This window comes from Arthrobacter sp. ES3-54 (genome assembly GCF_029504395.1).
Lineage (GTDB): Bacteria > Actinomycetota > Actinomycetes > Actinomycetales > Micrococcaceae > Arthrobacter.
This window is the reverse complement of record NZ_JAQFIF010000003.1, coordinates 41535-62707: the sequence shown is the minus strand read 5'-3', so window position 1 is coordinate 62707 and position 21173 is coordinate 41535. Positions and strand designations below refer to the sequence as shown.

General features: G+C 68.1%; 23 protein-coding genes. 17 read left to right on the top strand and 6 right to left on the bottom strand.

Going from position 1 to position 21173, the window contains the following annotated elements:
- Positions 1–24: 24 nt before the first annotated feature.
- On the bottom strand, positions 25–1341 hold the full coding sequence (locus tag M2428_RS06165) for an MFS transporter (RefSeq protein ID WP_277524654.1): 1317 nt from the start codon (positions 1339–1341) through the stop codon (positions 25–27).
- A gap of 225 nt (positions 1342–1566) precedes the next feature.
- Here M2428_RS06165 and M2428_RS06160 point away from each other — a divergent pair, with 225 nt between their 5' ends.
- The 12 genes from M2428_RS06160 (at position 1567) to M2428_RS06105 (ending at position 13293) form a co-directional block, all read left to right on the top strand.
- Positions 1567–2409 carry an IclR family transcriptional regulator gene (locus M2428_RS06160; RefSeq protein WP_277524652.1) on the top strand — a complete coding sequence of 281 codons (843 nt, stop codon included), beginning with the start codon at positions 1567–1569 and terminating at the stop codon, positions 2407–2409.
- Positions 2410–2607: 198 nt separating this feature from the next.
- Complete coding sequence (locus M2428_RS06155) at positions 2608–3489, top strand: shikimate dehydrogenase (RefSeq protein WP_277524650.1); 882 nt, start codon at positions 2608–2610, stop codon at positions 3487–3489.
- Positions 3489–5477 (top strand): sugar phosphate isomerase/epimerase and 4-hydroxyphenylpyruvate domain-containing protein, encoded by a 1989-nt coding sequence (locus M2428_RS06150; protein ID WP_277524648.1) that lies wholly within the window; start codon positions 3489–3491, stop codon positions 5475–5477. The genes M2428_RS06155 and M2428_RS06150 overlap by 1 nt, the downstream gene beginning before the upstream one ends.
- 97 nt (positions 5478–5574) lie before the next feature.
- Positions 5575–6426 (top strand): protocatechuate 3,4-dioxygenase subunit beta, encoded by an 852-nt coding sequence (gene pcaH, locus M2428_RS06145; protein ID WP_277525514.1) that lies wholly within the window; start codon positions 5575–5577, stop codon positions 6424–6426.
- The gene (pcaG, locus tag M2428_RS06140) at positions 6419–7003 is read left to right on the top strand and encodes a protocatechuate 3,4-dioxygenase subunit alpha (protein WP_277524647.1); all 585 of its coding nucleotides are present in this window, start codon (positions 6419–6421) and stop codon (positions 7001–7003) included. Before pcaH ends, pcaG begins: the two co-directional genes overlap by 8 nt.
- Positions 7004–7050: 47 nt before the next feature.
- Positions 7051–8535, top strand: coding sequence for a lyase family protein (locus tag M2428_RS06135; protein ID WP_277525513.1), 1485 nt, complete (start codon positions 7051–7053; stop codon positions 8533–8535).
- Complete coding sequence (locus M2428_RS06130; protein ID WP_277524645.1) at positions 8528–9346, top strand: alpha/beta fold hydrolase; 819 nt, start codon at positions 8528–8530, stop codon at positions 9344–9346. The genes M2428_RS06135 and M2428_RS06130 overlap by 8 nt, the downstream gene beginning before the upstream one ends.
- Positions 9343–9798, top strand: a complete 456-nt coding sequence (gene pcaC, locus M2428_RS06125; protein ID WP_277524643.1) for a 4-carboxymuconolactone decarboxylase — start codon at positions 9343–9345, stop codon at positions 9796–9798. Before M2428_RS06130 ends, pcaC begins: the two co-directional genes overlap by 4 nt.
- Entirely contained in the window at positions 9795–11021 is a 1227-nt protein-coding gene (locus M2428_RS06120) for a thiolase family protein (protein WP_277524642.1), read from the top strand. The genes pcaC and M2428_RS06120 overlap by 4 nt, the downstream gene beginning before the upstream one ends.
- Before the next feature lie 3 nt (positions 11022–11024).
- The gene (locus tag M2428_RS06115) at positions 11025–11714 is read left to right on the top strand and encodes a 3-oxoacid CoA-transferase subunit A (protein WP_277524641.1); all 690 of its coding nucleotides are present in this window, start codon (positions 11025–11027) and stop codon (positions 11712–11714) included.
- A 1-nt stretch (position 11715) separates the two neighbouring features.
- Positions 11716–12426, top strand: coding sequence for a 3-oxoacid CoA-transferase subunit B (locus M2428_RS06110; protein ID WP_277524639.1), 711 nt, complete (start codon positions 11716–11718; stop codon positions 12424–12426).
- A 60-nt stretch (positions 12427–12486) separates the two neighbouring features.
- Entirely contained in the window at positions 12487–13293 is an 807-nt protein-coding gene (locus tag M2428_RS06105) for an IclR family transcriptional regulator C-terminal domain-containing protein (protein WP_277524637.1), read from the top strand.
- 36 nt (positions 13294–13329) lie between these two features.
- Here the strand turns inward: M2428_RS06105 and M2428_RS06100 are convergent, their stop codons facing one another.
- Complete coding sequence (locus M2428_RS06100) at positions 13330–13566, bottom strand: hypothetical protein (protein ID WP_277524635.1); 237 nt, start codon at positions 13564–13566, stop codon at positions 13330–13332.
- Positions 13567–13740: 174 nt separating this feature from the next.
- Between M2428_RS06100 and M2428_RS06095 the strand changes: the two genes are divergently transcribed.
- Entirely contained in the window at positions 13741–14706 is a 966-nt protein-coding gene (locus M2428_RS06095; RefSeq protein WP_277524634.1) for a diacylglycerol kinase family protein, read from the top strand.
- 29 nt (positions 14707–14735) lie between these two features.
- On the opposite strand, the gene M2428_RS06090 is transcribed toward M2428_RS06095, so the two are convergent.
- Entirely contained in the window at positions 14736–15593 is an 858-nt protein-coding gene (locus M2428_RS06090; RefSeq protein ID WP_277524633.1) for an ACT domain-containing protein, read from the bottom strand.
- Between the two features lie 83 nt (positions 15594–15676).
- Positions 15677–16270 carry a DinB family protein gene (locus M2428_RS06085; protein ID WP_277524631.1) on the bottom strand — a complete coding sequence of 198 codons (594 nt, stop codon included), beginning with the start codon at positions 16268–16270 and terminating at the stop codon, positions 15677–15679.
- A 142-nt stretch (positions 16271–16412) separates the two neighbouring features.
- On the opposite strand from M2428_RS06085, the gene M2428_RS06080 reads away from it, so the two are divergent.
- Positions 16413–16829: a hypothetical protein gene (locus M2428_RS06080; RefSeq protein WP_277524630.1), complete on the top strand. Its 417-nt coding sequence runs from the start codon at positions 16413–16415 to the stop codon at positions 16827–16829.
- Complete coding sequence (locus M2428_RS06075) at positions 16826–17041, top strand: helix-turn-helix transcriptional regulator (RefSeq protein ID WP_277524628.1); 216 nt, start codon at positions 16826–16828, stop codon at positions 17039–17041. Before M2428_RS06080 ends, M2428_RS06075 begins: the two co-directional genes overlap by 4 nt.
- Here M2428_RS06075 and mscL read toward each other — a convergent pair.
- Positions 17038–17538, bottom strand: a complete 501-nt coding sequence (gene mscL / locus M2428_RS06070; RefSeq protein ID WP_277524626.1) for a large conductance mechanosensitive channel protein MscL — start codon at positions 17536–17538, stop codon at positions 17038–17040. The two genes, M2428_RS06075 and mscL, sit on opposite strands and share 4 nt — an antisense overlap.
- A gap of 271 nt (positions 17539–17809) precedes the next feature.
- Here mscL and M2428_RS06065 point away from each other — a divergent pair, with 271 nt between their 5' ends.
- A complete protein-coding gene (locus M2428_RS06065) occupies positions 17810–18892 on the top strand; it encodes an FUSC family protein (RefSeq protein ID WP_277524624.1) in 1083 nt (360 codons plus the stop codon).
- On the opposite strand, the gene M2428_RS06060 is transcribed toward M2428_RS06065, so the two are convergent.
- On the bottom strand, positions 18889–20217 hold the full coding sequence (locus tag M2428_RS06060) for an aromatic acid/H+ symport family MFS transporter (RefSeq protein ID WP_277524622.1): 1329 nt from the start codon (positions 20215–20217) through the stop codon (positions 18889–18891). The two genes, M2428_RS06065 and M2428_RS06060, sit on opposite strands and share 4 nt — an antisense overlap.
- A 132-nt stretch (positions 20218–20349) precedes the next feature.
- Between M2428_RS06060 and M2428_RS06055 the strand changes: the two genes are divergently transcribed.
- Complete coding sequence (locus tag M2428_RS06055; RefSeq protein ID WP_277524621.1) at positions 20350–21129, top strand: IclR family transcriptional regulator; 780 nt, start codon at positions 20350–20352, stop codon at positions 21127–21129.
- Positions 21130–21173 lie beyond the last annotated feature (44 nt).

Below are 21173 nucleotides of genomic sequence, written 5' to 3'. Positions count from 1 at the left end.
GGTGAGCCACAGCCGGGCGGGAACCTAGCGCTGGCCGAGCTCCCGGGTGGGGACGCGGAAGGTTTCCTTGGCCGTCAATGCCGCGATGGTGGCGATCAGGCAGATGATGGCCGTGAAGATGGAGATCTGGACCCAGCCGCCGGACTGGATGCCGCCCATGGCCGCGACGATCGCCGGGGCGAAGCCGGCCATCAGGAAGCCCAGCTGGGTGCCGATTGCGAGGCCGGAGAAGCGGACGTTGGTGCTGAACATCTCGGCGTAGAAGGAGGGCCAGACCGCGTTTGCTGCCGCGTAGCCGAAGGAGAAGAAGGCGATGGCTGCCAGGAACATCAGCGGGACGCTGCCGGATTCGAGGCTCAGCAGGAAGACCGGGGTCAGGACCGCGCTGGACAGTGCGCCGTAGATGAAGACCGGCTTGCGGCCGATCCGGTCCGCGAGCATGCCGAACAGCGGCTGGGTGCCCAGGGCCAGGAAGTTGGCGCCGACTACGAGCCAGAGGGTGGTGGTGCCGTCCACGCCGGCGACGTTCTTGGCGTAGCTGATGGCCAGGGTGCCGAAGACGGTGGACACGGCGGCGATGAAGGCGCAGGCGATGACGCGGAGGACATCGCGCCAGTGGCTCTTGAGGAGGTCGGCAACCGGGAGCTTGGAGATCTGCTTGGTCTTCTGGGCTTCCTCGAAGGCCGGCGGCTCGTGCAGGGTGCGCCGGATGAAGAACGCCACCAGCACAACCACGGCGCTGAGCCAGAACGGGATGCGCCAGCCGATGGTGTACTTGATCTCGTCGGGCAGGGCCAGGACGGGGATGAAGACGAGGGCCGCGAGGATCTGGCCGCCCTGCGTGCCGGTCAGGGTCCAGGAGGTGAAGAAGGAGCGGCGGCCATCGGGGGCGTGCTCAAGCGTCATCGAGGACGCGCCCGCCTGCTCGCCGGCTGCGGACAGGCCCTGGCAGAGCCGTGCCAGCACCAGCAGGGCCGGAGCCCACCAGCCGACCGTATTGAAGTCCGGAAGGCAACCGATGACGAAGGTGGAGGCACCCATCAGCAGCAGCGTGAACATGAGGACCTTCCGGCGGCCCACCCTGTCGCCGAAGTGGCCGAGGATGACGGCGCCGACCGGACGGGCCACGTAGGCGAAGCCGAAGGTAGCGAAGGACATGATGGCCGCGTTGGTGTCCGCATCGGGGAAGAAGACGTGCGGGAAGATCAGTGCCGCTGCGGAACCGAAGATGAAGAAGTCGTAGTATTCGACGGCGCTGCCCAGGAAGCTGGCGAGGGCAGCCTTCTTCGGCGTCCCTCCTGTGGTGATACCCGGCGTCGTGGACGGGACAGTGTGGCTCATGGTGTTCCTTTGGTGTGACGACGTTGTCGCGGATGGATCAGGAAGGTCTCGGCTGCCGTTTGTTCAAGTGTGGTGCAACCGGAAGTCCGTGGAAAGACCCGGACTAGTAGCCACATGGTGGAAGCTACTTGTGCGATGTAGCAAGCATGACTGTGAGCGCAGTCACTTGTCAAGAAAAATAATCACCATCTAGAAATAGCTCTCACCATGTGGCAACATGAATGCATGAGTGTGAATCAAGACACAGATGTACCCGCCGTTTCCGGCCCTCCGTTAGAAGCTCCCTCGAAGCCCGTTAAGGCTGCCAAGGAGGACTCGCGGACGGACATGGTGGGCAAGGCCCTGGGCCTGCTGGTCCTCCTGGGGGATGAGCCGCGCGGAGCCAGCGCCGCGGAAATCTCCCGGCGGGCCGAGCTGCCGTTCAGCACCACCTACCGCCTGCTCGGCTCCCTGACGCGCGACGGATTCGTCGACTACGAGCCGGACGGCCGCCGCTACCACCTGGGGCTGCGGGTCTTCCAGCTCGGCCAGCGCGTCTCAAACCACCACGGGTTTGCAGGTACGGCCCTGCCCATCCTGCGGCGAGTCACCGAGGAAACGGGCGAGGCGACCATCCTCTCCGTGCGGGACGGCATCCACCACCTGACGGTGAACAAGGTGGACGGTCCGCAGACCTTCCGGGTTACCAGCGATCCCGGTCATCTCGGGGCACTGCACACCACCTCCGTGGGCAAGGCGCTGGTGGCGTTCGCCGATGACGCTACCCGCGCCCAGCTCGTCGACGAGCTGCCCCTGGAGCCGCTGACGGCGCTCTCCATCACGGACCGCGAGGCGTTCCGGGCGGAAATCGAACAGGTCCGGCGCCAGGGCTACGCCACCATGGACGAGGAAAACGAGCTCGGCATGCGGGCCGTCGCGGTCCCGGTCTTCAACGCCCAGGGCCACGTCTTCGCCTCGCTGGCCACGGCAGTCCCGGTGTTCCGCCTGAGCATGGAATCCCTGGTGGCCCTTGTGCCGTTGCTGCAGGCGGCGGCCGCGGAGCTATCGGCCAGGCTGCCCCAGCGGTAACGACGGTCCGCTTCAGCGGTGGCGGCGAGCCCGCAGGCGCCGCTGGCGTAACAAGAATTTCCGTAATAAAAAGTTCGTCATTCGAACAATAGTGCAACATGTGAACAAACTCTGTAATGTAATCCCCATCACCCGGCCCGCCGCGGACGCCGCAAGCGTCAGCGCCCGCCGAGTGCAGTTGTCAAAGGAGCTAACCGGATGAGCAATCGAGCAGAGTCCTTCCTCGTGGGCCTCGTGGGAGACGGCGTCATGCCCTCCCTCACGCCCTACATGCATGAACGCGAGGGCGACGTGCAGGGCCTCCGATACCTCTACCGCCCCATCGACCTCACCGAACTGGGCCTGCCCGGCGAAGCCGTGGGGGAGCTGCTCGCCGGCGCCCGGAGCCTGGGGTTCAACGGATTGAACATCACGCACCCCTGCAAGCAGCTCGTGCTCGCCTACCTCGACGAGGTCTCGGCCGATGCCCGGCGCCTGGGCGCCGTCAACACCGTGGTCATCCGCGAGGGCCGCTTCATCGGCTACAACACCGACTTTTCCGGCTTCGCGGCGGCGCTGGCCTCCGGGCTCCCCGGCGCCACCCTGGACCGCGTGGTGCAGCTTGGTGCCGGTGGCGCCGGTTCCGCCGTCGCCTACGCCTTGCTCACCGCGGGGGTCCGCGAGCTGGACCTCGTGGACACCGACCTGGCCCGGTGCGCCGCCCGGGCGGCAGAACTCGCCGGATTCTTCCCGGACCGGACCGTCACTGCCCGGACGACGGCGGAGCTCCCGCAGCTCATGCCACAGGCCGACGGTCTGGTGCACTGCACCCCCGTGGGCATGGCCGCCCACCCGGGCGTTCCGCTGGACATATCCCTCGTGGAGTCCCGGCACTGGGTGGCCGACATCGTGTACCGGCCGATCGAAACCGAGCTTGTCCGCGAGGCGCGCGCCAAGGGCTGCAAGGTGCTCGACGGCGGCCGGATGGCCGTGGGCCAGGCGGCGGACGCCTTCCGGATCTTCACCGGGCGCCCGGCCGACGCCGACCGCATGCGCTCCCACTTCCTGGAACTTGTCGCCGCCGAAGAAGTGGCCGCCTGATGCGCACCGGAATCGCCACCGTCTGCCTCGCCGGCACTCTGCGCGAAAAAATGCAGGCCTGCGCCGTGGCCGGCTTCGACGGGATCGAGATCTTCGAACAGGACCTCGTGACCTCCCCGCTTAGCCCGGAGGATGTCCGGAAACTGGCCGCCGACCTCGGCCTCACCCTGGACCTCTACCAGCCGTTCCGCGACTTCGACAGCGTCCCGGAGGACTTGCTCGCAGCCAACCTGCGCCGCGCGGACGCCAAGTTCCGGCTCATGTCCCGCCTGGGCATGGACACCATGCTGCTCTGCTCCAACGTCGGCACGGCCACGATCGACGATGACGAGCTCCGCGCCACCCAGCTCGCCCGGCTCGCGGACCTCGCGGGTGAACACGGCGTCAGGATCGCCTATGAGGCCCTGGCCTGGGGCAAGTACGTCAACGACTACGAGCACGCCCACCGGCTGGTCGGCATCGTGGACCACCCCAACCTGGGCACCTGCCTGGACTCGTTCCACATCCTTTCCCGGGACTGGGACACCGCGCCGATCGAGGTTTTCAACCCGGAGAAGATCTTCTTCGTGCAGGTCGCCGATGCCCCCAAGCTCTCCATGGACGTGCTGTCCTGGAGCCGGCACTACCGGGTGTTCCCGGGCGAGGGCCAGTTCGAGCTCGCCAAGTTCATGGGCCACGTGGTCCGGGCCGGCTACACCGGACCGGTGTCGCTGGAGGTGTTCAACGACGTCTTCCGCCAGTCCGACGTCGAACGCACCGCCGTCGACGCCATGCGGTCGCTGATCTGGCTCGAAGAGCAAAGCGCCGCCTGGCTTGAGGCAAGCCAGGCCCTCGCCGAAGGCGAGGTGGCCAGCGGTGTGACAGGTCAGGCGCCCGGCGCTCCCGCCCGGCGCCGCTACCCCATGGAGCTCGCCACCCTTCCCCGGGTGGCCGAGCCCGCCGGCTTCAACTTCGCCGAGGTCCGCACAGGGGACACCGCAGGCCTGGAAACCCTGCTCGGCCAGCTGGGGTTTGCATTCAACGGGCGGCATCGGACCAAGGACGTGCAATTGTGGACCATGGGCCATGCCCGCGTGATCATCAACGAAGAGCCACCCGCCGGCGGCCAGCCGACGTCGGCGCCTGCTATTCCCGCTGCCATTTCTGCCGTTGGCTTCGACGTCGACTCCCCGGTGATCGCCGCCGCCCGCGCCCAGCAGCTCAAGGCCCCGGCCGTGCCGCGCAAGAGCCAGGCCAACGAGGAGATCTTCCAGGGCTTCGCCGCCCCGGACTCCACCGAAATCTTCCTGTGCCAGGGAAACCCGGACGGCACCGCCGCGTGGACCCGGGAATTCGGCGACGGTCTGGACCAACCCGCGGCGGACCGGGCCGCGAACCCGGGCGCCGTGATCGACCACGTCAACCTCGCCCAGCCGTGGCAGCACTTCGATGAGGCCGTGCTCTTCTACACCAGCGCCCTCGCGCTGGAACCGCAGCCGTTCGCCGAGGTAGCCAGCCCCACCGGACTGGTCCGGTCCCAAGTGATGCTCACGCAGGACCGCGGCGTCCGCCTGGTGCTGAACCTGGCCCCGCTGATCCAGCAGGAAGGAACCACACCAGGCACCGCCGCTGGCATCGTAGGGACACCCGGCCCCCGCCCCGGCTACCAGGAACACATCGCGTTCGCGGTGGATGACCTGGTCGCAACGGCCCGGGCCGCACGGGACCGCGGCCTGGACTTCCTGCAGATCCCGGCGAACTACTACGAGGACCTCGATGCCCGGTTCGCGCTGGAGCCGGATTTCCTGGCCACGCTCCGCGACCTCAACCTGCTCTACGACCGTGATGCCGACGGCGAATTCCTGCATTTCTACACGGCCACGGTGGGCAGCGTGTTTTTCGAAATGGTGGAACGCCGCGGCGCCTACGACGGCTACGGCGCTCCAAACGCGCCCGTGCGGCACGCCGTCCAGTACGACCACCTGCACCAGCTGGCCCGCCGTCCCTGATCACTTGCCCGAACAACAATCACACCATCGAAAGGAGGCTGCTGTGCCTGAAGAAATCAATCTCGAGATATTCAACGCCGACCCGATCACCGAGGACTTGGCCAACCAGACCACGGAGGCCGCACCAAAGACGTACGCCAGTGCTGTCCCTGCCGGGGATGCCGCCCTTGAGTCCCAGGCAGACCTCAGCGCCGAGATGAAGGCGATCGGGGAGGCCTACGGCCGGGCCCTCAAGGACGGAGCCCCGGCCGAGATCCAGCCGCGGCTGGACTACGCGCCGTACCGCAGCAGCGTCCTGCGCCACCCCACGAAGAGCCTGCACCACGCGGACCCGGAAACCATTGAACTGTACTCGCCGGCGTTCGGGCACATGGACGTCCACGCGCTCGAGTCGGACCTCACCATCGCGCACAACGGCGAGCCGCTGGGCGAACGCATCATCGTCTCGGGCCGCGTGCTCGACGGCGACGGACGCCCCGTCGCCGGACAGCTCGTCGAAATCTGGCAGGCCAACTCCGCCGGCCGCTACATCCACAAGCGGGACCAGCACCCGGCGCCGATCGACCCCAACTTCACCGGCGTCGGCCGCTGCATCACGGGCCCGGACGGCACCTACAGCTTCACCACCATCAAACCCGGCGCGTACCCGTGGAAGAACCACCTCAACGCCTGGCGGCCGGCCCACATCCATTTCTCCCTGTTTGGCTCCGAATTCACCCAGCGGATCATCACCCAGATGTACTTCCCGGGCGACCAGCTGTTCCCGCTGGACCCGATCTACCAGTCGATCGTGGACCAGGACGCCCGCGACCGGCTCGTGGCCACCTACAACCACGAGCAGACCAAACCCGAATGGGCCATGGCCTACAACTGGGACATCGTCCTCACCGGGTCCAAGCGGACCTGGACCGAAAACGAGGCCCTCGGAGCGGAAGGCGACCATGAATAAGCCCACCCAACTGGCGCCGACACCGGCGCAGACAGTCGGACCATTCTTCGGCTACGCCCTGCCCTACGCCAAGGACCGCGAGCTCCTGCCCCCCGGTTCTCCGGGATCCATCCGGCTCCAGGGCACCGTGTATGACGGCGCGGGCCACCCGATCCCGGACGCGATCCTGGAAATCTGGCAGGCAGACGCGGACGGCAAGGTTCCGCATCACACGGGCTCCCTGGTCCGTGACGGTTACACCTTCACGGGATTCGGCCGCACAGCCGTGGGGAACACCGGCACGTTCACGTTCACCACCGTGAATCCGGGACCCACCGAAGCCGGGGCTGCGCCGTTCATCGCGGTGGCCGTGTTCGCCCGCGGCCTCATGAACCGCCTGTTCACCCGGGTCTACCTGCCGGAGGACGAGGCGGCCCTGTCCCGGGACCGGCTGCTCAGCTCGCTGGACCCGGAACGGCGCCGGACCCTGATCGCCCGCCGGGACCCCGACGGCGGCCTGAGCTGGGACATCCGCCTGCAGGGCGACGGCGAGACCGTGTTCCTGGATTTCAGGGACGCCGAGGGTCCCTCGACGTGACGTCCTTAGAAACCGACGGCGGCGCCGGCCTGGCCGGCGACTCTGGCCTGGACGGTGACTTTGGCCTGCTGAGTCCAGTGTCGGCGTCGCCGCTGGTGGCGGCGCTGACCGGGGACCGTGCGGTGCTCGCCGCCATCCTCAAGGTGGAGGCTGCCTGGGCGGCGGTCCTGGACGAAGCTGGTCTCGCCCCGGCCGGGTCCGCCGCGGTGGTGGCCGCCGCCGCGGACGTGCAGCGGTACGACGTCGCGGCCATCGCCGTCCGCGCCCAGGGCGGCGGCAACCCCGTCATCCCGCTGCTGGCCGACCTCCGGGAACAGGTCAGGAACCTGGACGCTGCCGGACTTGGCGCTGTACAGGCCGTTCACACGTCGCTGACCAGCCAGGACGTGCTCGACTCGGCCCTGATGGTGCTTGCTGCCGGGGCCGTGCGCGAACTGCTGACCGAGCTCAAGGGGGCAACGTCCGCCCTCGCCGGCCTCGCCGAGGCCCATGGGGCCACGCTTTGTGTTGCCCGCAGCCTGACCCAGCACTCGCTGCCCTACAGCTTCGGGCTGCGGGCCGCGCAGTGGTTCAACGGGCTCGCCGCCGCGGCAAGCCGGCTCGAGGCCCTCGAACTGCCGGTACAGACCGGCGGTGCCGCCGGGACCCTCGCCGCAGGCACGGTGCTCACTGCCGGCGCTGAGTTGTCTCCCTTGGACCTCGCCGACCGGCTCGCCGCCCGCCTGGGTCTCGCCACCGTGCCCGCCCCCTGGCACACCAACCGGCTGGCCGTGACCTCGCTCGGCGACGCGCTGGCGGCCGTAACGGATGCGGCCGGCAAGGTGGCCGCCGACGTCCTGTTCCTGAGCCGGCCGGAAGTGGCCGAGCTCGCCGAACCACGCGCCGCGGGGCGGGGCGTGTCCTCGGCCATGCCGCAGAAGCAGAACCCCGTGCTGTCCGTGCTGATCCGCAGCGCCGCCCTGCAGTCCCCGGCCCTGGCCGCACAGCTGCATCTCGCCGCCGCCAATTTCAACGACGAGCGCCCCGACGGCGCCTGGCACAGCGAATGGGCGGCCCTGCGCCAGCTGCTGCGCCTGGCGCTCGGCGCCGCGGCGCAGCTGCGCCAACTGGCCGAAGGGCTGGAGGTCTTCCCGGTGGCGATGCGCCGCAACCTGGACCTCGCCGGACCGCTGCTGCTCTCCGAAGCCGTCAACGCCGCCGTCGCGCCGCTTTTGGACGGGCGCAGCGCCGGGACGGGATCGGGCCGGACCGGGAAACAGCGGTTGCAGGCCGTCGTCGACACAACACTCCGGGCCCCGGCCGCGGAGCAGGCGGCCACCTACCGGGCATTGCTCCGCGCGGCTGTCCCGGACGAGCTGCTCACCGACGCCCGGCTTGAGGAGCTTTTGAACCCGGCCAACTTCCTCGGCCAGGCCGTCGACATCTCCCGACGCATTCTCGCGGCCTACCCGGAATACGCCGCCAGCCCGGCCTCACCTGAATATGACCGTGCCACCGCCCCCCACCTCCAGAATGGAGCCTCCCGTGGCTAGACCCACCGTCAAAGCAGTCCTGCTCTCGCCCCAGCGTGCGCTGGGCGAGAAACCCCTCCTCATCGTCGGGCCCTCGCTCGGAACATCCTCCTTGGTGTGGAGCCAGGCCGGCGCCCTGCTAGGCGTCGACGTCGACGTCGTCGCCTGGGACCTGCCCGGGCACGGCGTCTCGCCGGCGGCCCAGGAGACCTTCACGGTCGCTGACCTCGCAGACGCCGTGATCGGCCTGGTCGATTCGATCGCCCCGGGTGCGCGCTTCCACTACGCCGGGGTGTCCCTCGGCGGGGCCACCGGCCTGCAGCTCGCTATCAAGCACGGCGACCGGCTCAAGAGCCTCTCCGTGCAGTGCTCCGGCGCGAAGATAGGCACTCCCGAGGGCTGGCTGGAGCGCGCCGAAACCGTGCGCACCCAGGGAACCCCGGTGATGATCCAGGGCTCGGCGCAGCGCTGGTTCGCGCCCGGGTTCATGGAGAGCCAGCCGGAACTCAGCAGCCGGCTCCTGCACACCCTCCGGGACGCCGACCGCCTCAGCTACGCCTTCTGCTGCGAGGCCCTGGCCGGCTTCGACGTGCGGGACCAGCTGGGCACCATCCGCGTCCCCACCCAGGTTGTTGCCGGAGCCCTGGACGCCGTTGCTCCGCCGTCGATGGCAGAGGAAGTCGCCGGGGGCATCGCCTCCGGCGGCGGCACGGCCACGGCCGTCAGCCTGGAGGGCGTGGCACACCTGGCTCCGTTCGAGGCGCCGGGCCACATGGCCGAGCTCCTGAAGGGCCTCATCACTTGGACCGAGACCCAGGGAGCGGGCGCATGACGGGCCCCGAACGCAATGGTGTGGTCCAGCCAGGCGCGACCAGCCAGGAAATCTACGACGGCGGCATGAAGGTCCGCCGCGAAGTCCTCGGCGCCGCGCACGTGGACCGCGCCAACGCCAACAAGGATTCCTTCACCGAGGACTTCCAGGACATGATCACCCGGATCGCCTGGGGCGGCATCTGGACCCGGCCCGGGATCAGCCGGCAGATGCGCTCCGCCGTCACGCTTACGGCCATGGTGGCCCACGGGCACTGGGAAGAACTGGCCATGCACGTCAGCGCCGCCATCACCAACGGCCTGAGCCGGGACGAGATCAAGGAAATCCTGCTCCAGACCGCCATCTACTGCGGGGTCCCCTCCGCCAACACCGCCTTCAAGACCGCCCAGCAAGTGTTCCATTCCATGGACCAGGCAGAAATGGACAGCACTGAAATGGATAAAAACTCATGAACCAGGCTTTCATCTACGATGCTGTCCGGACCCCGTTCGGCAAGTTCGGATCCGGCCTCGCGGCCGTCCGCCCGGACGACCTCGCCGCCCACGTAATCGGTGAGATCGTCAAGCGCGCCCCGGCCCTCGACGTCGAACGGATCGACGAGGTGGTCTTCGGCAACGCCAACGGCGCCGGCGAGGAAAACCGCAACATCGCCCGGATGGGCACCCTGCTGGCCGGGCTGCCGGTCTCGGTTCCCGGCACCACGGTCAACCGGCTCTGCGGCTCCTCCCTGGACGCGGCGATCATCGCCTCCCGCCAGATCAACACCGGCGACGCCGAACTCATGCTGATCGGCGGCGCCGAGTCTATGTCCCGCGCCCCCTGGGTGCTGCCGAAGACCGAGAAGCCCTACCCGGCCGGGGACCTGACCCTGGCCTCCACCACGCTGGGCTGGCGGCTGGTGAACCAGGCCATGCTCACGGACTGGACCATCTCCCTGGGCGAGGCCACCGAACGGCTGGCCGAGAAGTACGGCGTGAGCCGGGAGGCGCAGGACGAGTTCTCCGCGAACTCGCACAACCTCGCTGCCGCGGCTTGGGACGAGGGGTTCTACGACAACCTCGTCGCCCCGGTCCCCGGCACGGACCTGGTCCGCGACGAGGGCATCCGGGCCGGCTCCTCGGCCCAGAAACTCGCCGGGCTGAAAACCGTGTTCCGGACAGAGAACGGCACCGTCACCGCCGGGAACGCCTCCCCGCTCTCCGACGGCGCCTCCGCGGCCTGGCTCGGTTCCGATGCCGCCGCCGGGATCCTCGGCCTGGAACCGCTGGCCCGCATCGCCGGCCGCGGCGCGCACGCCAACGACCCCCAGTACTTCGGCTACGCCCCGGTCGAGGCCGCGAACAAGGCCCTCGCGAAGGCCGGCATCGGCTGGGACCAGGTGGGCGCCGTCGAACTGAACGAGGCGTTCGCCGCGCAGTCCGTGGCCTGCATCAACGCCTGGGACATCGACCCGTCCATCGTGAACCGGCACGGCGGCGCGATCGCCATGGGCCACCCTCTCGGCGCCTCCGGCGGGCGGATCCTCGGCACCCTGGCCCGCAGCCTGCAGGCCTCCGGGCAGCGCTGGGGCGTCGCCGCGATCTGCATCGGCGTCGGCCAGGGCCTGGCCGTCGTGCTCGAGAACGTCACCTCCGCCCGGGGGCATAACCCGTCGGCACAACCAGTGAAGGGCTAGGCCATGCTGAATTTCATTGACACCGTCGGCGAGGCCGTGGCCGGCATCAAAGACGGCTCCACCGTGATGATCGGCGGCTTCGGCAACGCCGGGCAACCCTTCGAACTGATCGACGCGCTGCTCGACGGCGGCGCCACCGACCTGACCGTGGTGAACAACAACGCCGGCCAGGGCGACCAGGGCCTGGCCCTGCTCATCAAGGAAGGCCGGGTCAAGAAAATGATCTGCTCCTTCCCGCGGCAGTCCGACTCCTGGCACTTCGACGAAAAGTACCGCACCGGCCAGATCGAACTCGAACTCGTCCCGCAGGGCAACCTCGCCGAGCGGATCCGCGCCGCCGGCGCCGGAATCGGCGGCTTCTTCACGCCCACCGGCTACGGCACCATGCTCGCCGAGGGCAAGGAAACCCGCATCCTCGACGGCCGCGGCCAGGTCTTCGAGACCCCTATCCACGCCGACGTCGCCCTGATCAAGGCGCTGACGGCTGATGGCAGGGGCAATCTCGTCTACCGCAAGACCGCACGGAACTTCGGTCCCATCATGGCCGCCGCCGCGAAACACACCATCGTCCAGGTGTCCGGGATCGTCCCCACCGGCGGCCTGGACCCGGAAGTCATCGTGACCCCCGGAATCTACGTCAACAGCATCGTCCGCGTGGCCGCAGCCGCAGGCAAGACAGAAAGCGTGGCCTGAGATGAGCATCCCAACCAACGACCAGGCCAGTGTCCAGACCGGCAGCCAGGCCGATATCCAGGCTTCCGACAAGCCGCTGGGCCGTGACGATCTCGCCCGCCTCGTGGCCCGCGACATCGCCCCCGGATCCTTCGTGAATCTCGGCATCGGCCAGCCCACCCTGGTCTCCAATTACCTCGAGCCGGAGCAGAACATCACGCTCCACACCGAGAACGGCATGCTGGGCATGGGCCCGGAAGCCGCCGGAGAACAGATCGACGGCGACCTCATCAACGCCGGCAAGATCCCCGTGACCGAGCTTCCCGGGGCGTCCTACTTCCACCACGCGGACTCCTTCGCGATCATGCGCGGCGGCCACCTGGACATCTGCGTGCTCGGCGCCTTCCAGGTCTCGGCCACGGGGGATCTCGCCAACTGGCACACCGGCGCGCCGGACGCGATCCCCGCCGTCGGCGGCGCCATGGACCTCGCCACCGGCGCCAAGGACGTCTTCGTCATGATGACGCTCCTGACCCGCGACGGCGTGTCCAAGCTCGTGGAGGCGTGCACCTACCCGCTCACCGGAATCGGCTGCGTGACCCGCGTCTACACCGACAAGGCCGTCTTCCTGACCGGACCCGACGGCGTCCAGGTGCGGGAGACGTTCGGCTGCACGCTTGAGGAACTCCAGGCCATGGTCCCGGTGCCGCTCCGGGCCGCGGACCCAAGCTGACAGTCCTGCGGCCGGATGACGTGCGCCCCGCTAAAGTGATGCGGGACCGAGAGGCGAGAAATGATTGAGCCAGCCAAGAGCGGCGGCGCGCCCGCGGCCAGCGACCAGTACGTGCAGTCGCTGGCGCGCGGGCTCGCCGTAATCCGTGCGTTCGACACGGATCACCCAAAGATGACGCTGACCGAGGTGGCGGCGCGGACCGAGCTGACCCGGGCCACGGCCCGGCGGTTCCTGCACACACTCGCGGAGTTGGGCTATGTCCGTACCGACGGCAAGATCTTCGCCCTCACCGCCAAAGTGCTGCAGCTCGGCTACGCCTACCTGTCCGGGCTGTCCCTCCCGCAGCTGGCCCAGCCGCACCTGGAAGAGCTCTCGCTCGAACTGGGGGAGTCGACGTCGGCCGCGGTGCTCGAGGGCACAGACATCGCCTACATCGCCCGGGTGTCCACCCGGCGGATCATGACAGTCGGCATCACGGTGGGCACCCGTTTCCCCGCCTACGCGACGTCCATGGGCAGGGTGCTGCTCGCGGCCCTCCCGCCGGCGAAGCTGGAGGACTACCTCGCGGCCGCAGAGATCCGGCCCCTGACTCCGGGAGCCATCGGCACGAGGGCGGCCCTTCTGGCGGAGCTGGACACGGTCCGCGCCCAGGGCTGGTGCCTGCTGGATCAGGAACTGGAGCTGGGACTGATGTCCATTGCGGCGCCCGTCCACGACGGGCCCAAGGTGGTGGCGGCGATCAACGTCTCGCTGCAGGCCCAGACAGTGTCCGCGCAGGCCGACCCCGAGGCCTACCTCAAGGCCGTGAGTGAGGCCACGGTGGCCACGGCGGAAGTCATCTCCGAGGACCTGACCTCGGGACGGTGAAACACCGCCCTGACGGGCCGTCTGGGAAGAGAGCCGTCAGGGAGCCGGGTCTGGGATGGGATCTGTGGAAACTGTGATCGTGACGCCCCCGGGCTCGTCACTGATTTTCAGGTGCAAGTTCCTGCCCACCACCAGGGCATGAATGTCCTCGCTGCCATCGGGTGCGATCTGCTCGGCCAGCCGCGTGAGGGCGAGTGCCATCGCCCGGCCCCAGTCGTGGGGATCCATGCTGGATGATTCAGCCGTTGCTGAATACTTCTCTGGTTCAGTCATCTGCCCCCGCTTTCGGCGTCCGGAGTGCAGCCCCCGGAACATCACGAAGCCCAGTCTAGTGAGGAGGCGGAGCGCACGTCCACGATTTGCGCTGGCCCTGCGGAGGTTACGCGGGCACTGCGGCTAGGCTTTCAGTTCGGGTACTATTTCGCCCAATTGCCCCCTAAGGACGCCATGACAGAGAACAACACCGCGACTCCGGGAACCCCGAAGACCCAGGACAACGCAGCGTCCCGGCGCGCCGCCGTAGTTATCAACCCCGCCAAATCAGTTGGTCCCGCGCTCAAGGGCGCAATCTTCCGGCTGTGTGAGACGCAGGGGTGGGCAGAGCCGCTCTGGCTCGAAACCACGGTCGAAGACCCGGGAGTCGGCCAGGCACGCGAGGCCCTCGAAGCCGGGGTCGACGTGGTCATTGCCGCCGGCGGCGACGGCACCGTCCGTTGCGTGGCAGAGGTGCTCGCGGGCACCGGAACGCCCATGGGGCTGGTGCCGCTGGGAACCGGAAACCTCCTGGCCCGCAACCTCGGAGCGGACATCACCGATCCGTTATCCGCCTGCTTCGACGTCCTGAACGGCAGCGACAGATCTGTCGACGTCGTCAAGGCGACCCTTGATCGGTCGGATGTCGAGCAGGTGTTCCTGGTGATGGCCGGACTGGGGTATGACGCCGCCATCATGGCAGACACTGTGGACGTGCTCAAGGACCGGATGGGCTGGCTTGCCTACGTTGAGGCGGGCATCCGCAAACTCCCCGGCAAGCCGGTGAAGGCCAGGATCAGCGTCGACGGCGGGGAACCCGTCCGCCGCCGGATCCGCAGCGTCATGGTGGGCAACTGCGGCCGGATTATGGGCGGCATCGAGATCTTCCCAGAGGCGAAACCTGACGACGGCGTCCTTGACCTGTTGATCCTGTCCCCCCGTGGCCGGCTCGGCTGGCTCGGCGTGATTGCCGGCATCTTTGGCCGGAACAAGAACAAGAACGAGACCGAGTCCGTGGATTACTTCCAAGGGAAAACGGCCGAAATTACCCTGGAGCGCGAGCAGGAGTTTCAACTGGACGGCGACCATCTCGGCACCGGGAAGCACCTGGCCGTGACCCTGGAACCGGACGCGCTCAAGATCAGAATGGCCGCCGTCTAGGCGGACTCCGCTTGGCGGACCGGCCGGGGCTAGCGTGCCGCGGTCCGGTGAGCCAGGATCTCCGCGAGTTCGGCAAGCCGGTGCGCGCGGGCCGATTCGGCCGGCGTGAACGGCTCGCCGGGCCGGGAAAACGCAATGGGCCCGTGCCACGCCGTAGGGATTTTCAGGACCGTCCCGTCCCCGCCCGTCCGGGGTGGCACGTCGGCGTTGCCGGCGGCCGGTCCGGGGATGATCCGTGCCCGCAGCAGTTCCGCGACGGCCAGCGGCAGCTCTTCCGGACTGGCGGCGATCCGCGCGGCCAAGCTCAGTGCGCCGGTTTGTCCGTCGGCCATGGCCAGGGCGGTGGTCGGCCAGACGTGCGGATCCGCTCCGCCGCCTGCCCGCAACGCCCGGAGCAGCTCGGCTTCGCGCACTTCACCCGGTGCCGAGAGCACGAACTCGTCCAGCACGCCGCCGGCCACGGGGTGAACATGAATGCTGAGGATGTTCGTGTTCAGCCCGGCCAGGGCCTGCGTCAGTTTCTGCAGCGACCCGGGCTTGTCTTTGAGTACGGTCCGCGCCCGCCACAGGGCAGGCGCGGCGACCAGCCGTTTGCGGTGGCGGAGGGCCGGAGCATGCAGCCAGCCCTTGAGCATCCGGGCCGCCGAGGGTTCGGCCACCCAGATCACCAGAATGGTCGCGGTCATGGTCAGAACCAGGACCTTGGCAACGTATGGCAGGTGGGTTTCCACCACCGCTGCGTGCACCAGCAGTTCGATCGGAAGCATCACGGCGACATTGGCCAAGGTCAGCCGCGCCTTGGTCGGTTCGGGCATCTGGCCACACACTTCGCAGCTCAACTCGGAGGCGGCAGGGGACTGGGCTTTGCCTTGGGCTTTGCGCGTCATATTCCCATGATTCCGGTCAGCTGTTTCGGCCGGGTTGCCGCCGGGTGACAGTTTCGGACCGGATGGGGCGGGAGGCAGGCTCGCTACAGGCCTGGTCCACCCTCCGAGCCGCGTTGCAGCAAGTGGCGGTGCGCGTAGAGGTCTCGGAGCAGGGCGACCTCGGCCAAGTGATGGATCATCTCGCGGTTGATGTGCAGGACCAGGGCCGCCAGGGGGGCATCGGCATACGGACCTTCGGCCGGGCCGCAGGGCGCCCCCAAACCCGCCTCGTCGAGGCTTTTCACGCCCTGGATCCACCGGGCGTAATACTCGTCCAGCTGCCCCAGGGCCAGGGCCGCCGTGCCCGGGTAGGCGAAGTTCTGGTAATCCACGGCTGGACCGCCAAAGTGCGACGCCGTGCGCGCGCCCAGCACGCCGACCAATATGTGGCACAGGCGCCAAGCAATGGTCGTCACCGGAGCCGGAACGGGCTCCGGATAGCTGAAATCGATGGTGAAATCACCGGCACCTGGCGCGGTCGGGGGCGTTGAGGCGTCCTTGCGCCGGAGACTCCAGCCCGGAACGGGCTCCCAAAAATATTCGTCATCAGTTAACCCGTCCAGCCTCGGGCGGGCCTGATGGACAAAATGCCATTCCAATTGATCCACCAGCTCGTGGTTCCAATTAACATCCGGCATGGCGTTCCTCCTTGGCATCCAGGCTCGAGCGGCGGGGGTGTCTCCATCAAAGTACTCCGCACCTTCCGCCCGCCATAGGGCACGCAAGAATCAGTGACAAGCACCCTTGACAGGCGCAAGGGCCGGGTTCCAAGATGGAGCCATGACAAACAAACTTGACAGCAAGGATCGTAGCGAGGGCGACCGCGAGAAGTCCCGCGCATATCAACGTGAATTTTGGCCGGGCATACTCGCCTACACGGTGGTGCTCATCGGCGTGCTGGTGTGGGGGGACCTGGACGGCAATAGCCCGTGGCGATTCCTCTGGGCGGTCCTGCCGGTGATTCCGGCGTTGTGGATCGTGCGCGCCGTGCTGCGCCATGTGCGCCGGATTGACGACTACCAGCGGCTGCTCCTGCTGCAGGCGCTCGGGGGAGGTTTCGCCGTCGCCATGATTGCTTCTGTGACGCTGGCCTTCCTGGAGATTGCCGGGCTCAGCGTTCCCGGCGTCGGGTGGATCATCTACGGCGCGGGCATGCTCGGGTGGATTGTCTCCGGAGCGGTCGTTGGACGACGATGAAAAACCAGCTCAAGACCCTGCGGGAGGACCGCGGCTGGACCCAGGGCGCACTCGCTGACCGGCTCGGTGTCTCACGGCAGACCGTAAACGCCCTGGAAACAGGCCGCTACGACCCAGCTTTGCCCCTGGCCTTCCGTATTGCCCGGCTCTTCGGCCAACCCATTGAGTCCATCTTTACCCCGCCCGAGGAACAGGACGTCGCAGAGTCTTAAGCCTGGCGGCGGCTAGCGACTCCGGCAGGGACGGCCGACGGCGCGTTCCCGTCCGGGCGCTCCCCGGCGCCGGCGCGGCCGCCATCGGACGCCGGACCGGCCAGGGTGGCCAGCAGGTCGCGGATCTCGGCCAGCAGCGCGGTGTCGGCCGGGATCGGTTTCTCCTCGGGCTCGGCGGCGTTGAGCCGGTTCTTGACCATCCGGTTGATCCGGTTCATGGGGGCCACGAAGATGAAATACACCACCGCCGCGGTGATGAGGAAGGTCAGGAAGGCCGTCACCACGGCGCCGATGTTGACGAAGGTCTTGTCGTTGCCCGGCCAGACGTAGAAGCCCAGGCCGTGGGTCTCGACTCCGCCGGCAGCAGCGAGGATCGGGTTGACGACGTTCGAGGTGAAGGCACTGACCAGGGCCGTGAACGCGGTGCCCACCACGACGGCGATGGACAGTTCGATCACGTTGCCGCGCAGGATGAAATCCTTGAATCCTTTGAGCATGGGGAACCTCCGGTATGCGTTGCTGGCTTGCTTCAACCGATAGACGCTACCACTTCGACCGGTGTCCGGCCGATCCCGATCAACGGATTCCGATGCCGCCGCCGCGGCGTTCCGGCGTAAACTCGGTCGTGGATGCCAGCGCCGCCGTCGTACCACTCCGACCGTTGCGAAAAGGGGCCCCTATCCGTGAAGACACGCCCGTGAAGCCACGCCGTGAAGTCGTACCGCCGCGGAGCGGGCGCCGTGAAGTTGGCCCCGCGGAGTCGGCGCTGTGAAGCTGTTCTCCGAGATGTTCACCATCGCCCCGGGCAACAAGGACCACCAGGTCGCCTTCCGCTGCGCAGTGGGGGTCTTTGTTCCGCTGATCACACTGGTGCTGCTGGACCGGCTGGATCTGGCAATCTTCGCTTCCTTCGGCGCCTTCACCGGGATTTACGGCCGCAATGAGCCGCACGCCAGGCGGCTGACCCTCCAGGTGCGGGGCGGTGGGCTGATGCTCCTGGTGATGTTCCTGGCCGCCCTCACTGCGCGCGTGGACGCTCTTGCCGGGCTTTCTGCGGCAGCCACCACCTGGGTCCTGGTGGTGGCCACCACGGTGATCGCGTGGGCCTGCTCCCTGATTGTCGCGTGGTGGCGCCTGCGCCCCGCGGGTTCGCTGTTCCATATCTTTGCGTTCGCGGCTATCGCGTCGATCCCCAACCAGCCGCCGCTGTGGCAGTGCATGCTGGTCGCGGTGTTCACGGTCGCGTTCTCCCTGCTGCTCGGCCAGTCCTCGCGGGTGGCCCGGAACCGCCGGACCCCGTGGGTGAATCCGAAGCCGGCGGCCCTCAGTCCGGAGGAGAAGCGCACCGCGTGGCACGAAAGCTGGGGCTACCTCGTGGCGGCAGGCGTGGCGGGAACGCTGGGGACCCTGGCCGGGGAATGGCTGGGCATTGGCCACAATTACTGGGCGATGGTGGCCGCCGTCGTACCGCTCGTGGGTCACACCACCCGGCACCGCGTCAGCCGCGGCCTGCAACGAATCGCGGGCACCGCCCTGGGGCTGGTGCTGCTCGCCGGAATCCTGCTCCTGCAGCCGACGCCCTGGCAGACAGTACTGGTGATTGCCGCGTGCCAGTTCGGCGCCGAGATGTTCATTGCGCGGCAGTACATGCTGGCGCAGGTTTTCGTCACGCCGCTGGCCCTGACGTCCACACTCCTCGTGGCACCCGTGCCGCCCGCCCTCTTGCTCCGCGACAGAATCGTGGAGACGATCATCGGTGCCGCCGTCGGCATAGCCGTTGTGCTGGCGCCCGGCGCGTGGCGCCGCCTCAGGGGCCGCCGCGGCGCGAGGACCCCCGGGCGCCTCTCCTAGGAGTGCCCGACGCTGGCGCCGGTGCGGGACGTCGCCGCGACGGTCTGCGGGACGAAGGCGAGGGCGAGGACCGCCAGGACTGCGGCGGCGGCGAAAACGTAGAAGCCCCACGGATAGGCAATGCCGGCCGCGACCAGGGCGCCGGTGACGGCCGGGCCCAAAATGGCTCCTAGCCGGCCCACACCGGCGGCGAAGCCCAGGGCGGTGCCGCGGAGCCGGACCGGAAAGAGCTGGCTGACCCAGGCGTAGACCAGGACCTGGGAGCTGAAGACGAACACGCCGGTGACAAAGACGGCGGCGTAGAGCACGACTTCGTTCTGGATCTGGATGCTGAGTGCGGCGAGGAACACGGCGGAGAGGCCGAACCAGAGAAGGACGATCCTCTTGGTGCCGTGCCGGTCCGCCAGGACCCCGGCGATCAGGAGACCCACAACAGCGCCCACGTTCAGGACCAGGAGAAGGGCGAGGCCGGCGTTCAGGCTGTAGCCGGCGGAGGCCATGAGCTGCGGCAGCCAGGTGTTCAGGCCGTAAACCAGCAGCAGCCCCATGAAGGACGCCACGGCAATGCCGGCTGCGATCAGCGGGTAGGGCTTCCGGCCCAGATCCCGGAAGCTGGCGCGTTCCTCCGCTGCCGGAGCCGGGGCTGCGGCCGGCGCCGTCTCCGCGCGGACTGGACTGCCGGCCGGGGAGGCGGCGGCCGGAGAGATGCCCGCCGGGGACTTTGCGGTTGCGTGGATGTGGATGACCGGCGGGAGGGTTTCCGGGAGCTTGAACCACAGGAAAGGGACCAGGACAAGCCCGGCCAGGCCGCCCACCACGAACATGGTCCGCCAGCTGGGAATCACCATGAGGGCCAGGAACGCCGTGGCCACGGCGCCGACGTGGTAACCGGTCATGGTCCGGGTGGTGGACTTTCCGGCCGTCCCGGCCGGCGCGTAGTCGTTCATGTAGGCCAGCGCGGCGGGCAGGCAGGCGCCCAGGCCGAGGCCGGCGAGCAGGCGGAACGTGCTGAACCAGGCCACGTTGGGTGCGAAGACGACGGCGATCGTAAAGATGGAGAACCACGTCACGCAGGCCACCAGCAGGTTCCGCCGGCCGAGGCGGTCCGAGAGCGGGGCGATGAAGAGAGCGCCGAGTCCCACGCCCACCAGGGAGATGGTCGCCGCGAACGTCGCCCCGACTGCGTCGAAGCCAAGTTCCTGCGACTTGATGAGGGTGGGAATGACCGTGCCGAGCACCACCAGGTCAAAGCCGTCCAGCACCATGGCCAGCCAGCAGAGCCACACGGGCCACCGTGATTTGTTACCCAATGACGACATTGACATTGTTACCTCAGCGCTAGTATCTACGTGATTCCGTGCGCCCGGCCGTGGTGGCCGGACTCTTCCTATTGTGAGAGTTCTATCACTCGAGGGTGTTGCGTGAGACACTAAAAACCATTCAATGGAAGGTGGAATGTGGCCAATTCGAACTCCGGCGATTCGGTGGTGGACCGGATCCTGCGTCTGATTGCCGCCTTCCCGGAGGGTGTCACGGTACTGCAGCTCTCGGAGCTGGCGGCGCGGGCGGAGCTGCCGCTGACCACCGCGCACAGGCTGGTCCGGCAGCTGGCCGGGCACGGCCTGCTTGAGGTCGGTCCCGGCGGCTCCGTCAGCCTGGGCCTGCGACTCTGGGAGCTCGCCAACCGCAGTTCCCCCACGCTTGAGCTCCGCCAGGCCGCCCTGCCGTTTATGGAGGACATCCAGCAGGTGCTCCACCAAAACGTGAACCTCGCCGTGCTGGACGGCCGGGAAGCCCTCTTTGTGGAGCGGCTGTCCCGCCGCGGTTCGGTTGCCAACCGCGCGCAGGTGGCCGGCCGGATGCCCGTGCACGTGTCGTCCGCCGGGCTGGTGCTCATGGCCCACCAGCCGTGCGCCGTCCAGGCCGAGTACCTCGAAGGATTCACCGATCCGACCGGACGGCTGGTCCCCGAGGAGCTCCGTGCCCTCCTCGGCGAGGCCGCCCACCAGGGCTACGCGCAGCTCGCCGGCGTCGTAGACCCGGATACTTGGGGGATCGCCGTGCCCGTGCTCGACCGCAAGAAGCGCGCGGTGGCGGCCCTCGGCGTCGTCGTTCCCCTTCGCGAAGTGCGCCTCCAGGCGCTCGTTCCGGCCCTCCAGACGGCGGCCCGCGGGATCGGGCGGCGGCTTGGTGAGTCCCGCCCGAACCCCTCATTCCATTCAGCGGAATTGATGTAACGCACATCACGCCCCTGGGAGCACGCTGTTAGTCGGAAGACGAA